Origin of the sequence: Kribbella pratensis (genome assembly GCF_004366075.1) — a bacterium.
Taxonomy (GTDB): domain Bacteria; phylum Actinomycetota; class Actinomycetes; order Propionibacteriales; family Kribbellaceae; genus Kribbella; species Kribbella pratensis.
In genome coordinates this window covers 846772-862249 of the sequence record NZ_SODU01000004.1, presented here as the reverse complement: position 1 = coordinate 862249, position 15478 = coordinate 846772, and the positions used below count along the sequence as shown (strand labels likewise).

Here is a 15478-nt window from a genome sequence, read left to right as displayed (position 1 = left end):
CCCGTGGGCCGGGCGTCGGGCTGGGGTCGACCGCCACGCCGCCGTCCCAGCCCTTCTGTGGGGCTGGGAATCAGTGCGCACGGCGGGTAGTCGACCACGGTGGTGTGAGGGTTGGCAAGTTGCTGGGGAGGCGTCCGGATCCGGTCAGGCCGGGCTGTTGACAGGCATAGTTACCGGTAACAACATGTTACCGGTAACAACGTGGCGAGGAAGGGAAGACAATGCCCAGATCAGGCGTAGGAAATCGACTGACGCGGCGCCGACTGCTCGGGCTGGCCGCGGCTTCCGCCGGCGCTGCGTTCTCCGGGCCGGTGCTGACCGGCTGCGGTAAGGATTCGGCGAAAGGCGGCGGCGGCTCGACGGCGCTGACCTTCATGAACCAGTCCCGCGGCCAGGCGAAGGCGCTGGACAAGTTGGTCGAGACCTATCAGAAGCAGACCGGCGTACGGGTCACGATCGACAGTCCCGGGCCGACGAACTTTCCGGCGAAGTTGCAGTCGAAGTCGCAGTCGGGTGACATGCCGGACATCTACTCGACGCTCACGCTCCCCGAGATGATCCCGTACTACAAGGCCGGCTGGGCGATGAACCTGGAGCCGAAGCTGACCGGTGAGTGGAAGGGCAACTTCTCGCCGATCGCGCTGGACCTGACCACCGTGCGGGCCGGGACGGTCAGCGGCTTGGACGCCGGTATCTACTCCGCGCACTGGGAGATCCAGACCATGGGGATCCTGCTGAACACCAAGGCGTTCGAGTCGGCCGGGATCGATCCGAAGGTTCCGCCGGCCACGACGGACGCGTGGATCGATCAGCTGAAGAAGGTCTCCGGCAAGACCGGCAACGGTGCGTTCCTGATGGCTGCGTCCCTGGCGGATCGTTTCCTGTTGAGTCATGCCTCCAACTGGCTGACCGACGCCGAGATCGACGCGACGCTCGCAGGAAAGACGAGTTGGAAGTCGGACGGCTGGCGTAAAGGTCTGCAGCTGCTGGCCGAGCTGAGGGACGCCGGAGTCATCGTCAACAAGACCCTGCCGGGCGGCAACGACGACAACCCGACGGTGGAGAAGGGCTTCTTCAACGTCCAGGACACGCCGGCGATCTTCGACGCGTCGGTCGCGATCGGGGTTGCGCGGGCCACCGCGCCGGACTTCACGGAGTACACCTCGATGGGGATCCCGAAGGCGGCCGACGGCACGCAGAAACCGCGGGTGTACGGCGGTGTCGGCAAGGGGGCGTGCATCAACCCGAAGGGAAAGAACGTCGATGCCGCGGTGAAGTTCGTGCAGTGGCTGACCGAGCCCGAGCAGGCGAAGGTGTTCGTCGACATGGTCGGGCTGATCCCGGCGAACCCGAAGGTCACCGCCTCCGACCTGCCGCCGCAGGTCGCCGGTTTCGCGTCGCTCGCCAACGCGATCGAGGTTGTTCCGTCACCGTTCAGCCCCGACGCCCGGACGGCGCTGATCAGCGGGGTGCAGAGCCTGGTGCTGAAGGAGAAGACCGTCGACCAGGTGCTCGACGACATGGAGACGGCGCAGAAGAGGGCGAAGTGACGGTACGTCCGCTCGAACGGGTCGCCCCGCGGGTGCAGCCGACCTCCCGGCGCCGCAGTCCGCTGGCGCGGCGCCGGGAACTCATGGCCTACGTATTCCTCCTACCAGCGGCTGTGCTGCTGGCGGTCTTCACGCTCGTACCGTTCGTCCAGGCGGTCGTGCTGAGCTTCCAGGAATGGGACGGGGTCAGCGCGGTCACGTCCTTCGTTGGCCTGTCCAACTACCGGTTCGTGATGCACGACACCGTTTTCTGGTCGTCGATGCGGAACGTGCTGGTCTTCGGCGTGGCCGGTTTCGTCCTCGGCAACGCGTTGTCGTTGGGGATGGCGATCGCAGTGAACCGGGTACGTCGCGGGAAGGCGTTCTTCCGGACCGCGTTCTACCTGCCAGGTGTCTTCTCCGTGGTGGTCATCGGGATGATGTTCTCCTGGCTGCTCGCTCCGAACGCAGGCATCGTGAACCGGCTGCTCGGCGGCGTCGGGTTGTCCGGACTCCAGCACAACTGGCTCGAGGATCCCGGTACGGCGCTGCCGGCGGTGGCGGCGGTTTTCCTTTGGTATCACTGGGGATTCGGCTTCATTCTGTACCTGGCCGGCCTTCAGGACGTGCCCGTGGAGCTGTACGAGGCGGCCGACCTGGACGGCGCGGGCGGCTGGGCGAAGTTCCGGTACGTCACGTGGCCGGACCTGCTGCCGGTGACGGCGATCGTGTCGTTGCTGACGCTGCTCGGAGCGTTGCAGGTGTTCGGCACTGTGCAGGTGCTCACCAACGGTGGTCCGGGTGACCACACGATGGTGCCGACGCTGCGCATCTATCAGGAGGCGTTCACGAACCAGCGCTTCGGATCGGCGGCGGCGATGTCGGTGATCTTCGGTGGCGCTCTTGTCCTGCTCGCAATGCTGCATCTCTGGCTGTCACGGAGGCGGAAATGAAAGGTCTCGCGGGCCGTGGTGGTCTGTACGGGCTGCTGGTGCTGGCTGCGGTCGGGGCACTGTTCCCGATGGTCTGGTTGCTGATCGGTTCGCTGCAGACGAGCAGTGAGTTGTACCGCGGCAAGGATCTGCTGCCGGCGAAGCCACAGTGGTCGAACTACGTTACGGCGTGGACCGACGGCGACCTCGGCACGTACCTGCCGAACAGCATGATCTACACGGTTTCGGCGGTCGTCGGCATCCTGGTCGTGTCCAGTACGGCGGGCTACGCCTTGGCACGGATCGAGTTCCGGGGCAAGGCAGCGGTGACGTTCGCGTTGCTGGCGGTGATGATCATCCCGGCGCCGGCCTCGTTCATCGCGCAGTACAAACTGATGGTGATGCTGGGACTGACCAACAGCCGGCTCGGCTATGTGCTGATTCTGGTGTCGGCCGGCATTCCGATCTCCGCGCTCATCATGCGCGGGTTCTTCGCGAATCTGCCGAAGGACTTGGAGGAAGCCGCCGCGATCGACGGCAGTTCGGCGCTGAACACGTTCGCCCGGGTGATTCTCCCGTTGGCGCGGCCGGGGTTGATCGCTGTCGCCGTGATCCAAGGTCTCGCGGTGTGGAACGAATACCTGCTGGCGTTGGTCCTGTTCGACGACGACACCCTGATGCCGGTGCAGCGCGGGCTGATGAACTTCGTGTCCGCGGAGACACCGGTGCAGAACATTCTGCTGGCCGCCACCGCGATCTCCGTCCTGCCTGTGGTGGTGTTCTACGTCTTCGCCCAGCGTCAGGTTGTGCAAGGCATCAGCAGCGGAGCGGTCAAGTAGGCTGCGTGGTCCGAAGGGAGGTGGAGAAGAATTGAGCGAGAAACCTGTGCCTGTGGTGCGGGCTACTCTCACCGATGTTGCCCGCGCTGCGGGGGTCTCCCGCCAGACCGCCTCGCGAGTCGCCCGCGGGGGCGAGAACGTGAACAAGCGGACGGCGGCCCGGGTACGGCGCGTGATCAAGGCGCTCGGCTACCGGCCGGATCCGATCGCGCGTGCCTTGTCCACCGGGCGAGGGCTCAGTGTGGGACTGCTGACCCATCAACTGACCGATCGGCAGCTGGGCCTCGGGGCGATCTCGATCATGATCGGCGTCGAGCAGGCGGCGACCGAGTTGGGGCTCGGAGTCAGCGTCGCGACGTTCGCGACCTTCGATCGGGCCACGGTGCAGGACGGGATCGACCGGCTCGCCCGGGCCGGGTGCGACGGCGTGATCTTCATGGCCCCGTGGGTGTCGGCCGCGAAGACGTTGCGATCACTGGACACCACGCTGCCGTTGGTTTCGACCAGCGAGGTTCCCGACTACGACGGTCCCGCCGTACACGTTGATGCGGTCAAGGCATCCGCTGACATGGTGGATCATCTGCTGTCGCTCGGGCATGAGACCGTCCATCACGTCGCCGGTCCGCTCGACTGGACCTCCAGCCGGCTTCGTCGACGTGGCTGGGAGAGCGCCTTGCGGAACGCCGGTGCCGAGATCGCCGAGCCGCTGGCCGGCGACTGGACCGCTCAATCCGGGTACGAAGCCGGCCGGCAGTTGGCCGATGATCCCTCGGTCACGGCGATTTTCACCGCCAACGACGAGATGGCCCTGGGTGTCGTCTATGCGCTCACCGAGGCCGGACGCCGGGTTCCGGAAGATGTGAGTGTCGCGGGCTTCGACGACGCTCCTGGGTCGGACTACTTTCGTCCGCCGCTCACGACGATCAGGGTCGATGACGCAGAGTACGGTCGGCAGGCTGTTGCGCAACTGATGCTTCAGGTCAACGGCGAATCGGCCGCCCCGGCGACGATCATGCCCCACGAGTTGATCATCCGCGCGAGCACCGGTCGCAGTCCGCGACACCAGACCTCCGCCCGTCAGCCCAAGAACACATGAGTCACCGTCCGGACCGACTGCGGATCGACAGCGGCGGAGACCAGTTCACCGTGTCCGGCCGATCGCCGAGACTCTCCTGGCGACTGCCGCCGACGTTCACGGGTTGCACGGCGTACGAACTCGAGGCTCTCGTTGACGATATCCCGCTTGCTCCCGTACTGCGGACGTCCGCGGAACACCTGTTCGTCCCCTGGCCCTGGGCGCCGCTCGGCAGTTGTCAGCGAGTGACGTGGCGAGTCCGGGTGCGCGGCGACCAGGGGTACTCGGACTGGTCCGAGCCGACCAGTTTCGAGGCCGGACTCCTGAACGAGGACTGGACAGCTCGATGGATCTCTCCGGTCGAAGGTGCCGACGAGGGCTACGGGATGCGGCCCGCCTACTCTCTTTCGGCCCGGTTCGAGCTGACCGGACAGGTGCGGTCCGCCCGGCTCTACGCCACCGCGTTGGGTGTGTACGAGGCGTTCGTCAACGGACGGCGTGCCGGTTCGGCTGAGTTGACGCCCGGCTCGACGTCGTACGACCACACGCTCTACGCACAGGCGATGGATGTCACGCAATCCCTTCAGCGCGGCGGCAATGAGCTCGAGGTCTTGCTGTCGGACGGCTGGTACCGCGGCAAGACCGGCGGCTTCCGCCTGCCGTCCGGATGGGGTACGACGACGGCCGTGCGGCTCGAGCTCCACCTTTGGCACCACGACGGTTCCCGAAAGATCGTTCGCAGCGACGACAAGTGGACCAGCTCACGATCGAGGATCACCCGCGCGGACCTCATGGACGGACAGGTGGTGGACCTCGGATCGCCGCCCGACGTACGGCGTCCGGTTCTGGTCGACCGCGTGGTTGCCCCTGGCATCGATTGGTCGCCCGCCCCGCCTGTGCGCAAGATCGAGACCCGGTTGCCGGTCGCGATGCGGCAGATCGACACCGGGAGCTGGGTGGCGGACTTCGGTCAGAACGCCTCGGGCTGGATCTCGCTGGCCGACCTCGGCCCGGCGGGCGCCCGCACGGTCATCGACTACGGCGAGTTCGCCCGACCTGACGGTGATCTGACCACCTCCCATCTGGACTCCGTCCTGCCAGAGGGCGGTCCGGTCCGGTTTCGGCAGCGCGACGAGATCGTCTCCGCCGGCGACGGCGAGGTGTTCGAACCGCGCCACACCGTTCATGGTTTCCAGTACGCACGACTGCGACGCGACGACGGTGGTGCGATCGACCCGGCGAGTGTGACCATGCACGTGGTGCACTCGGATCTCGCCCGGACCGGAACGTTCATCTGCAGCAGTGCCGACCTCAACCGCCTGCAGGACATCGCGGTCTGGAGCTTTCGCGGCAACGCTGTGGATGTGCCCACCGACTGCCCGACGCGAGAACGAATCGGCTGGACCGGCGACTATCAGGTCTTCGCGCCCGCCGCGGCGCGGCTGTACGACGTTCTCGGGTTCAGCCGGAAGTGGCTGCGCTCGGTTCGCGACGACCAGCTGCCCGATGGACGGATCGCGAACTTCTCCCCGGACGGCCGGCGTACCAAGCTGAATCTCGAGGACCGCCTGGCCAGGACCACCGGATCGGCCGGCTGGGGCGACGCGATCGTCGCGGTTCCGATGGAGCTTTACGAGGCGTACGGCGACCGGGAGGTGCTGGCCGAGAACTGGGACGCGATGGTTCGCTGGGTGGAGTGGTGTCTTGAGGCCGCCCGCACGCATCGGCACCCCTCCCGGATCGAGCGGTCAGCCGAACCGCCGCCTCATGAGCAGTTCATCTGGGACGGCACCTACCACTGGGGCGAATGGGCGGAGCCCACGCCCAAGGCACCCGACGGGACGCCGCTCGAGCCGCCGCAGAGCGACTGGCAGAAGGCGGACAAGGGCGAACTCGGAACCGCGTACCTCTACCGATCGAGCGCCACGCTGGCGCGGATCGCCGAGATCCTCGGCCGGCCCGCGGACGCGGTCCGCTACGCCGCGATCGCGGATCAGGTGCTCGATGCCTGGCGCGTGGAGTTCCTCGACGAGTCGGGGCAGACGGCAGGAGATACCCAGGCCGGCTACGTGCGGGCGTTGTCGTTCGGCCTGATCCCGGGCGAGCTGCGACAGAGCGCCGTACGACGGCTCGTCGAACTGATCCGGGCCGCGGGCAACCATTTGGGGACCGGATTCCTGTCTACGGCGCAGCTGCTCCCGGTGCTCGCCGACCACGGGTACGCCGACGTTGCGTACGACCTGCTCTTCCAGCGAACCTCCCCGTCCTGGCTGGCGATGCTCGACCGCGGAGCAACGACGATCTGGGAGGACTGGGACGGCGTCGATGTCAACGGGAACCCGCACGACTCGCTCAACCACTACAGCAAGGGCGCCGTCGTCCACTTCCTGCACACCCACGTCCTGGGCCTGCGACAGGCCGAAGGATCGGTCGGTTGGGAGTCGTTCGTCGTCGCCCCGGCGCATCATCCGGAGATCACCTGGGCGCGCGGCAGCTACGAAAGTCCCCGGGGCCGCATCGAGGTCGCGTGGCAGATCGAGGGAGAAACCTTCCGGCTCACCGTCGACGTACCGCCAGGCTCCACCGCCGAAGTCACCTTCCCCAACGGCGAAAAGGCCACACTCCCACCAGGCCACTTCACCACCACCCGTCCTTCAGTCGGGCTCACGCCAGCACGTGCGTAGGTGGAAGGCGGCAGTTTTGGCCGTCTCTGCGGTAACAATCGACCGCTGGATGAGTTTCATCTGGAGGTGGTGCTGGATCGCCAGACGAGTCGGTGGGGGAGAGTCACCTTGCGCGGCGAGCCTTCCGGGTCGGCGATTCGTTGCATCAGTAGTGCTATCGCGGTGTCGGCGACATACGCCTTGTCGAAATCGATGGTGGTCAGCGGTGGCACGGTGATCGCCGAATCGTTGATGTTGTCGTAGCCGGTCACCGAGACGTCTTCGGGCACTCTGAGGCCGTGCGCGTGCAACGCGAGCAGGGCCCCCATCGCCGCGCCGTCGGTGCAGCAGACCACTGCGTCGACCGGCCCGGGATCGCTGTCCAGGAAGGCGTTCAGGGCCCGTGCCGCTGACGTCGGTCTCCAGTCGTCGCTGGCGATCTCGAGCCCCGGATCCGTCGGGATGCCTGCCGATCGCAGAGCCTGCCGGTAGCCGTCGAGACGGGCGATGGCCGCAGGGTGATCGGACATGCCGAGGAGGGCGATCCGGCGATGCCCGGTCGTGATCAGTTCGCCGGTCAGGTCGGCGATCGCGGCCGCGTTGTCCATCCACACCATGTCGACGATCGGCAGGTAGACCTCGCCGATCAGGACCACCGGCGGCAGGGCGATCCCGGGTTTCACGGCTGTCGTCTCATGATTGACCGGATTCAGGATCAGGCCGTCCACCTGGTGTTCCCGGGCCCGGGACAGCAGCCGGGCCTCACGCCCCGGATCCCAGCCGGTCTCCTCGACCTGGACCTGCAGGCCGCGCGCGGCCGCCGCGTTGACGAAGTGGTGCATCATCTCGGCGAAGAAGGGGACCTGCAGGTCCGACAGCGCGATCGCGATCATGCCGGTGCGCCCGTTCCGCAATCCGCGAGCGGACAGGTTCGGGACGTAGTCGAGCGCGACCATCGCCGCTTCGACCCGCGCACGGGTGGCGGGACGCACGTTCACGGTCCCGTTGAGCACGTTGGAGACCGTCTTCGGTGACACCCCTGCCCAACTCGCGACATCCCGCACGGTGGCTCGCATACGCACAATCCTAGGTCGCTCCGGCCCCTGAATTTTGCTGCGGCCGAGCCGTTGACAGCGCCGATTACAACGGTGCAAACTCCCTGGCACTGCAGATTACATCGTTGCATTCCAGTCTGGAGTCTCCGTGACCATGACCTCCACGATCGACCCTGCCTTCACCGTCGGCCCGGTCAATCGCTGGCTGTTCGGCACGTTCGTCGAGCATCTCGGCAGGTGTGTCTACACCGGTATCTACGAGCCCACGCATCCCTCGGCGGACGAGGACGGCTTCCGCGGAGACGTCGCCGCGCTGGTCCGTGAGCTCGGTGCGACCGTGGTGCGGTACCCGGGCGGCAACTTCGTGTCCAACTATCGCTGGGAGGACGGCGTCGGGCCGCGCGCGTCGCGACCTCGCGTGCTCGACCTGGCCTGGCATTCGATCGAGACCAACCAGGTCGGCACCGACGACTTCCTCGCCTGGTGCTCGCGCGTCGGCCTGGAGCCCATGCTCGCGGTCAACCTCGGCAACCGCGGATTGGCCGAGGCGGTGGACTACCTCGAGTACGTGAACGGCGCCCCCGGCACCCGGTACGCCGATCAGCGGGTGAGCAACGGGAACCCGAAACCCTGGGGCGTCCGGCTGTGGTGCCTGGGCAACGAGATGGACGGCCCGTGGCAGATCGGCCACAAGACGCCGCTCGAGTACGCCCGCATCGCGCAGGAGGTCGCCCACGCGTACAAGACCTTCGACCCGAACCTCCTCCTGGTCGCGTGTGGCTCGTCGAACACGTCGATGCCGACCTTCGGCGAGTGGGAACGCGTCGTCCTCGAACACTGCTACGACGACGTCGACCTGATCTCCGCGCACGTCTATTACGAGCCGGTCGACGGCGACGAGGTGTCGTTCCTCGCGTCCTCGGCGCACATGGACCGCTACATCCGGGACGTCGTGGCGACCGCGGACCATGTGGCCGCGAGACGGCACTCGTCGAAGCGGATCAACATCTCGTTCGACGAGTGGAACGTGTGGTTCGCCGCCCGGCATGCGCAGCACGAGGAGCAGCGTGCCGAGGCGTCCGAGGCGCCCGCGCTGATCCAGGACGTCTACACCGCCCTGGACGCGGTGGTGGTCGGATCGCTGCTGATCACCCTGCTGCGCAACACCGATCGGGTCGGCGTCGCCTGCCAGGCCCAGTTGGTGAACGCGATCGCGCCGATCCTGACCGTCGAAGGCGGTGCAGCCTGGCGTCAGACGATCTTCCACCCGTTCGCGCTGACCGCGAAGTACGCCCGCGGCACGGTACTGATGCTTGCCGGCGACCACGGTGAGGTCGACACGCCGGCGTACGGATCCGTGGAGCAGGTGTGGGCCGTCGCGACGTACGACGAAGAGTCCGGTGAGCTGGCGCTCTTCGCCGCCAACCGGTCGCTGACCGAACCCGCCTCCTGGACAGTCCGGCTCGGCGCACTCGGTGAGCTCCGCCTGCTCGAGCACCTCGCGGTCGGTGATGAGGACCGCAACGCAGTCAACTCCCAGGACGCCCCGGACCGAGTCGTTCCCCAGCCAGGGGTTTCCGCCCTCTCCGGCGACCGCTTGACCGTCACGCTGCCGCCGGCCTCGTGGCACTGCATCCGGCTCGCCAGCCGGTGATCTTCGAAAGGACGAACAATGACTACTCCTGATCTGGTGCGTCTCGGCCGCCGTACCCTCCTCGGCGCCGTCGCCGGTGCGGGCGCCGGACTCGCCCTCACCGCGTGTGGCGGCACCAGCGGCCCGCCCCAGGCGGGGCCCGCGACCGGCAAGGGGGGCGCCGAGGGGTACGACGGGCCCAACGTCGAACTGCAGTACTGGAACGGTCTGACCGGCGGCGACGGCCCGGTCATGAAGAAGCTGGCGCAGAAGTTCATGGACGCCCACCCGAAGATCAAGGTCACCACCACGTCGATCGCCTGGGCGGACCTGTTCCAGAAGCTGCCCGCCGCGGTGCAGAGCGGGCGCGCGCCGGACGTCTGCCTGATGCACACGGCCGACATCGCCACGAACGCCGCGCGCCGGGTCGTGCAGCCGATCGACGACGTGGTCGCGGGCGCCAAACTCAGCGCCGACGACTACGCCGAGCTGGTGTGGAAGGCCACCTTCTACCAGGACAAGCAGTACGCCATCCCGCTCGACATCCACCCGGCCGGGCTCTACTACAACAAGAAGGTCCTGACCCAGGTGGGCGCGGACCCGACGAAGCCGCCGACGACCAAGGACGAGTTCCTGGCCGTCCTGGACAAGTGCAAGTCCAAGGGCGTCAAGGGCTACTGGGTCAGCGCGCTGAGCGTCGGAGGTCTGGTCGCGCAGTCGATGATCTTCCAGAACGGCGGCTACATGATCAGCGACGACGGCGCCAAGACCGGCTTCGGCGACCAGCCCGCGATCGACTCGATCACCTTCTTCAAGAGCCTGATCGACAAGGACTACTCACCGAAGAACGCGGCCGGTGACGGCGACTGGGTCTCCTTCAGCAACAGCAAGGCCGCCTTCATGATCAACGGCCCGTGGATGGTCACCCCGTGCAAGCAGGCCAAGGGCCTGGACTGGGGCTGCGCGCCGATTCCGGTGCTCGGATCCCAGGAACAGACATGGGCGGGTTCGCACTGCTTCACGCTGCCGCGGCAGACCAACCAGGACAAGAACAAGGCGACGGCGGCCCGTGTCTTCGTCAACTGGATGAGCCAGAACTCGGTCGGCTGGGCCGAGGCCGGCATGGTTCCGGCCCGCAAGTCGGTCCGCGAGTCCGCGGAATTCGCGCAGTACACCGAGGTCAAGCAGTTCGAGAAGATGATCGACTGGGCGCACTTCCCGCCGAACGTGCCGGGCGCCGGCGACACCGACCCCGAGTGGACGAAGGCGATCAGCCTTGCCGTGACCGGGAAGAAGCCGATCGACCAGGCGCTGAAGGACGCGGCACAGAAGGGTGATCAGATCCTGGCCGCGAACCAGAAGAAGTACGGCGGATGAGCGGGCGGATCACCGGCCTGGCCGGGCCGGTCCGCAGCCCGTTGCGGCACCACCATCCGGTCACGCCGTACCTGTTCGTCGCGCCGTACGTCGTACTCCTGCTGACGTTCCTCGTGGGGCCCGCCGTCTTCGGTGTCTGGATGAGCCTGCACAACTGGGACTTCATGCTGCCGGGCAAGCCCTGGGTCGGACTGCAGAACTACCGCGACCTGTTCGACTCCAGCTCGGTGCTCTTCCATCCGTTCTGGAACGGCATGAAGAACACCTTCCTGTTCGTCCTGATGAGCGTGCCGTTCCTGGTGGCCATCCCGCTCGGGCTGGCGCTGCTGCTGAACCGGAAGTTCCGCGGGCGGACCTTCTTCCGCGCCGTGGTGTTCACGCCGTTCGTGCTCGGGGTCGCGGTGGTCGGCCTGGTCTTCGGCTACCTCTTCGACCCGGAGGTCGGACTGGTCAACGGGATCCTCGACGGGGTGGGGTTGCCCAAGGTCTCCTGGCTGTCCACCCAGCCGCAGGCGTGGATCACGATCACGGTCATGACGATCTGGTGGACCATCGGGTTCAATGCGGTGATCTTCCTCGCCGGCCTGCAGGGTCTGCCCGAACAGCTGTACGAGGCGGCGGAACTCGACGGTGCCGGCCGGTGGTCCCAGTTCCGGCACGTCACGGTGCCGGGCCTTCGCAACGTCTTCCTGTTCGTGGTGACGACCACCATCCTCGCCAGCGCGAACCTCTTCGGCCAGCCGTACATCCTCACCAAGGGCGGGCCCGGTGACAGTACGACGACGGCGATCATGGCGATGACCAACGAAGGCCTGCGCGGCTTCCGGATGGGCAGCGCGGCGGCGATGAGCTACGTGCTCGCGCTGGCCCTGGCGATCATCTCCGTCGCGAACTTCCTGATCATGAGGGAGCGCAAACCATCATGACGACGACCAGTCCGATCACCGGCGCCGGTCCCGGCGCCTCCGACCCCGCCTCCACCGAACCCGGCGGACCGGCGCGGCGCCGGCGGGCCTACTCCCGGACCAGAGTAGGGCCGCTGACGTACGTCGCGATGACGGTCATCTCGCTGATCTTCATCCTGCCGTTGCTGTGGATGCTGCTGACCACGTTCAAGACCGAGTCCGACGCGCGCTCGATCCCGATCCGGGTGATGCCCAGCGAATGGACGCTGCGCGCGTACCGGCTGATCTTCGACGACGCCGCCAATCCCGTCTACACGTGGCTGATCAACTCACTCGTGGTGTCGGTCCTGCACATGGTGCTCAACGTGGTGGTGGCGGCGATGGCGGCGTACGCGCTGTCGCGGATGACCTTCAGGGGCCGGAACCTGCTGTTCGGCACGCTGATCGCGACGCTGTTCATGCCGGGCTTCATCTTCTTCATGCCGAACTACCTCACGATGAGCAAGCTCGGCTGGCTGGACAGCTACTGGGCGCTGGTGGTGCCGGGGGCGGCGGGCGCGTTCGGCGTGTTCTTCCTCCGCCAGTTCTTCCTCGCGATCCCGCGCGAACTGGAGGAGAGCGCGCTGATCGACGGGGCGAACTCCTGGACGATCTTCACCCGCATCATGCTCCCGCTGTCGAAGCCGGCGCTGGTGACGCTCGCGGTACTGAGCTTCCTCGGCGCGTGGAACGATTTCGTCTGGCCGGTGTTCGTCCTCTTCAGCCCCGACAGGATGACGCTGGCACCCGGCCTGGCCACGCTGTACGGCGCCTACACGACCGACTACCCCGTCGTCATGGCCGGTGCGACCCTCGCCGCGATCCCAGTGCTGATCCTGTACGTCGTGGTGCAGCGGTACGTCATCGAAGGCGTCGCAAACAGCGGCCTCAAGGGCTAGCCGGCCCGGCGCGGTCCCAAGTTGCCGGAGGAAACTTGGGACCGCGGCAACGTCCTGCTCCTCGATGCCCCCGATCGTCTGAACTCCGGCCGCTACGGCGTCGCGACCCCGCTTGGTCAGCACGATGAGTTTCGCGCGGCCGTCGTGCGGGTCGGGACGGAGCACACCCTGCCCGCCCCGGAGCACGTCGGCGAGGCGTCGCCACGGGACAGCGCGCGGCCATCATGAGGGCCAGGCGTTCGACTGATGTGGAGGCGAGCTCAGCCTTGAGTTCTTCCGTCTGCCGGCGCCGGTTCGAAGAGTTCGAGTGCATTGCCGGCGGGGTCGTCGAGGACGATCTGGTTGCCGCCGCGGCCGATCACGATGTCGGTGCGGAAGGTGAGACCCTCAGCGCGAAGAGCGTCCACGGTGGCGGACAGATCGTCGACCTCGATCTGGATGCGGTTCCAACCGCCTGGTTCGGGCCTGCGGCCGTCAAGGGCGGGCGCCGCGCCTCCGCCCGGCCCGGTGGGCACGGAGAGCAGGAGCCGCAGATCCCCACGGGAGACAGCGGCAAAGGTCGGCGCCGGATGCATGTCCACACCGAAGCCGAAATGCCTGGTGTAGAAGTCGATCGCGGCGTCGACGTCATCGACGATGTAACGCACTGAGACAGTGCCCATGGACAGCTCCTCACCTGAATGGCTGCGCCGGTCGAGTGTCGAGGATGGCACTACAGCGCCACTGTACTGTTGCCGACTGCTTCCAAGGCTTCAGGTGCTGGTGGCGCGTGAGGGTTTCGCGAGGAATTCTTCGACTGTGGTGACGTGGTCGAGGAGCCTCGCCGTGGCGGCTGGGTCCGCGGGTACTGGGTTGTCCGCGAGCCAGCGCCACATGGTCGTCAGGTCCTTGCCGACAAAGCGTTCGAAGAGCCGGACAGGCATCGGGAAGCCTCGGGTAGACCGGCCCGTCAGCGCGGCCGCTTTGCGGCACTCGGCGATCGAACGGAACTCGGCTGCCAGTGGCAGTTCCGCACCGACGAACTGACGTGGTTCGGCGAATGCGCGGGCCGCGATCGCCCCGAGATCGTCGACCGCGAGCCAGGGAATTGGTGTCTGAGCGCCGGCCAGCTTGGGCATGACATGCCAGACCGAGACGGGGGGATAGAAATCCTTGTCGGTCATGAGCTCCATGAACGCCGTCGGCCGGAGCACGGTCAGTGGTATGCCGGACGCGCGCAGGTGCTCGGTGATGATCAGCTTCGAGTCCCAGGAATCGACACCGGTCCCGCGCAGACCCGGTCCGGCCGAGCCGTACACCACGTGCTTCACGCCGGCCGCCTTGGCCGCGTCCGCGACGTTCCTGCCTTGCCGGATCTCGCCGTCGTGCCCGGCGATCATCGGGTTCTGCACGCTGTACACGCCGTACGCTCCGGTGAACGCCCGGAGCAGCGAGTTCACGTCGTCCATATCGCACCGAACGACCTCCGCACCTGCGGATCGCAAGGCTCCGCTCGCCTGTGACTCCGGGGTTCGCGTGAGGGCGAGCACCCGTCGGCCGTCAGCCAGCAGATGCCGCGCGACCGCACCACCCTGGCGTCCCGTGGCACCCAATACCGCGATGACCTGCTCGTGCTCCATGCCACCACCCCCTCTTGTCAGGCTAGGCCCGCGAGAGTTGCACGCCTAGCATCTGGCGCCGGCGAAGGGCGGTAGGGGCTCTAGTACTCGCCGTAGATCTGGACCTTGGTGCCGATGGGGGTGTCGGTGAAGATCTGGTGGATTTCGGGGCGTACTACGCGGACGCAGCGGTGGCTGTCCGGGTAGGGCTTGACGAGGGAGTTGACCCGGGAGCCGTGCAGGGCGATGCCGGGGCGGTCCTTGAGGAAGTAGAGGGAGTCGTACATGTACGCGTCGTCGTACAGGCTGCTCTCGTGCGCGCCGGCCCACTTGCGCCAGACCGCGCCGGTGCGGTTCGGGGTCTCGTAGCCGGGGCCGCCGGTGGAGATCCAGACGATCCGCTTGTACGTCTTTCCGACGATTTGGTACAGGATCTGGCAGGTCTTGTTGACGTAGATGCCGGGGGAGCGGGTCGGCGCCGGGCGACTGGTTGCGTTGAGCACCGAGTACGCGTCGTTCAGGCTGAGTCCCTTGCGGCTGACCGGCAGGCCGTGGGTCTCGCGCCACGCGCACAGCGCTTGCTTGGCGCGGGCCGTGATGTCACCGTCGATGTCACCGACCGGGTATCCGAGCTTGTCCAGTTGCCGTTCCACGCGCAGCGCGTAGTACTCCGGCTTCTGCTTCACCTTGGGCTTCGGCTTGACCGTCGGCTTCACGGTGGGCTTGGCCGTCGGCGTGGTGCTCGGTGTCGCACTCGGCGTACTGCTCGAAGTCTGAGTGGGAGAAGGCGTCGACTCGCTCGCGGCCACATCGGAACAGCCGGCGAGTACGAACGACAGAACGACCGCACCGGCAACGAGACCACGTCGACGAGACACGAATTCCCCTCTCCCTCAGATTTTCAGCGTCGCAGAACCACGCCACGTAAGCGTGC

Annotated in this window: 13 protein-coding genes; 9 read left to right on the top strand and 4 right to left on the bottom strand. The window is 66.8% G+C overall.

The genetic code is table 11. The features are described 5' to 3' along the window. Positions 1-221: 221 nt before the first annotated feature. Genes EV137_RS36485 through EV137_RS36465 form a run of 5 tightly spaced genes read left to right on the top strand, consistent with a single transcriptional unit; the run spans position 222 to position 7059 of the window. Positions 222-1550: an ABC transporter substrate-binding protein gene (locus tag EV137_RS36485; protein ID WP_134132684.1), complete on the top strand. Its 1329-nt coding sequence runs from the start codon at positions 222-224 to the stop codon at positions 1548-1550. Further along, on the top strand, positions 1547-2482 hold the full coding sequence (locus EV137_RS36480; RefSeq protein ID WP_134132682.1) for a carbohydrate ABC transporter permease: 936 nt from the start codon (positions 1547-1549) through the stop codon (positions 2480-2482). The genes EV137_RS36485 and EV137_RS36480 overlap by 4 nt, the downstream gene beginning before the upstream one ends. Further along, entirely contained in the window at positions 2479-3300 is an 822-nt protein-coding gene (locus EV137_RS36475) for a carbohydrate ABC transporter permease (RefSeq protein WP_134012633.1), read from the top strand. The genes EV137_RS36480 and EV137_RS36475 overlap by 4 nt, the downstream gene beginning before the upstream one ends. Positions 3301-3331: 31 nt before the next feature. Then, positions 3332-4396, top strand: coding sequence for a LacI family DNA-binding transcriptional regulator (locus EV137_RS36470; protein WP_134132681.1), 1065 nt, complete (start codon positions 3332-3334; stop codon positions 4394-4396). Further along, on the top strand, positions 4393-7059 hold the full coding sequence (locus tag EV137_RS36465; RefSeq protein WP_134132679.1) for a family 78 glycoside hydrolase catalytic domain: 2667 nt from the start codon (positions 4393-4395) through the stop codon (positions 7057-7059). The genes EV137_RS36470 and EV137_RS36465 overlap by 4 nt, the downstream gene beginning before the upstream one ends. 56 nt (positions 7060-7115) lie before the next feature. Here EV137_RS36465 and EV137_RS36460 read toward each other — a convergent pair whose 3' ends face one another. Then, positions 7116-8114 (bottom strand): LacI family DNA-binding transcriptional regulator, encoded by a 999-nt coding sequence (locus EV137_RS36460; RefSeq protein WP_134132677.1) that lies wholly within the window; start codon positions 8112-8114, stop codon positions 7116-7118. Positions 8115-8247: 133 nt separating this feature from the next. On the opposite strand from EV137_RS36460, the gene arfA reads away from it, so the two are divergent. The 4 genes from arfA to EV137_RS36440 are packed head-to-tail and all read left to right on the top strand — an operon-like array spanning position 8248 to position 12946. Further along, a complete protein-coding gene (gene arfA / locus EV137_RS36455; RefSeq protein WP_166680122.1) occupies positions 8248-9747 on the top strand; it encodes an arabinosylfuranosidase ArfA in 1500 nt (499 codons plus the stop codon). Positions 9748-9765: 18 nt separating this feature from the next. Further along, entirely contained in the window at positions 9766-11103 is a 1338-nt protein-coding gene (locus EV137_RS36450) for an ABC transporter substrate-binding protein (RefSeq protein WP_134132675.1), read from the top strand. Continuing rightward, complete coding sequence (locus EV137_RS36445; RefSeq protein ID WP_134012643.1) at positions 11100-12029, top strand: carbohydrate ABC transporter permease; 930 nt, start codon at positions 11100-11102, stop codon at positions 12027-12029. The genes EV137_RS36450 and EV137_RS36445 overlap by 4 nt, the downstream gene beginning before the upstream one ends. Continuing rightward, on the top strand, positions 12026-12946 hold the full coding sequence (locus tag EV137_RS36440; protein ID WP_134132674.1) for a carbohydrate ABC transporter permease: 921 nt from the start codon (positions 12026-12028) through the stop codon (positions 12944-12946). The genes EV137_RS36445 and EV137_RS36440 overlap by 4 nt, the downstream gene beginning before the upstream one ends. A 260-nt stretch (positions 12947-13206) precedes the next feature. Here the strand turns inward: EV137_RS36440 and EV137_RS36430 are convergent, their stop codons facing one another. The 3 genes from EV137_RS36430 to EV137_RS36420 form a co-directional block, all read right to left on the bottom strand. After that, entirely contained in the window at positions 13207-13608 is a 402-nt protein-coding gene (locus EV137_RS36430) for a VOC family protein (RefSeq protein ID WP_134012647.1), read from the bottom strand. Positions 13609-13698: 90 nt separating this feature from the next. Continuing rightward, entirely contained in the window at positions 13699-14565 is an 867-nt protein-coding gene (locus EV137_RS36425; RefSeq protein ID WP_134132673.1) for an NmrA/HSCARG family protein, read from the bottom strand. Positions 14566-14645: 80 nt separating this feature from the next. Then, on the bottom strand, positions 14646-15422 hold the full coding sequence (locus tag EV137_RS36420; protein ID WP_238175793.1) for a L,D-transpeptidase family protein: 777 nt from the start codon (positions 15420-15422) through the stop codon (positions 14646-14648). Positions 15423-15478 lie beyond the last annotated feature (56 nt).

Coding starts and splice junctions, on each gene's coding strand:
- EV137_RS36430 (WP_134012647.1), bottom strand. CDS start 13,608: ATGGGCACTGTCTCAGTGCGTTACATCGTCGATGACGTCGACGCCGCG.
- EV137_RS36445 (WP_134012643.1), top strand. CDS start 11,100: ATGAGCGGGCGGATCACCGGCCTGGCCGGGCCGGTCCGCAGCCCGTTG.
- EV137_RS36425 (WP_134132673.1), bottom strand. CDS start 14,565: ATGGAGCACGAGCAGGTCATCGCGGTATTGGGTGCCACGGGACGCCAG.
- EV137_RS36450 (WP_134132675.1), top strand. CDS start 9,766: ATGACTACTCCTGATCTGGTGCGTCTCGGCCGCCGTACCCTCCTCGGC.
- arfA (WP_166680122.1), top strand. CDS start 8,248: ATGACCTCCACGATCGACCCTGCCTTCACCGTCGGCCCGGTCAATCGC.
- EV137_RS36440 (WP_134132674.1), top strand. CDS start 12,026: ATGACGACGACCAGTCCGATCACCGGCGCCGGTCCCGGCGCCTCCGAC.
- EV137_RS36485 (WP_134132684.1), top strand. CDS start 222: ATGCCCAGATCAGGCGTAGGAAATCGACTGACGCGGCGCCGACTGCTC.
- EV137_RS36460 (WP_134132677.1), bottom strand. CDS start 8,114: ATGCGAGCCACCGTGCGGGATGTCGCGAGTTGGGCAGGGGTGTCACCG.
- EV137_RS36465 (WP_134132679.1), top strand. CDS start 4,393: ATGAGTCACCGTCCGGACCGACTGCGGATCGACAGCGGCGGAGACCAG.
- EV137_RS36475 (WP_134012633.1), top strand. CDS start 2,479: ATGAAAGGTCTCGCGGGCCGTGGTGGTCTGTACGGGCTGCTGGTGCTG.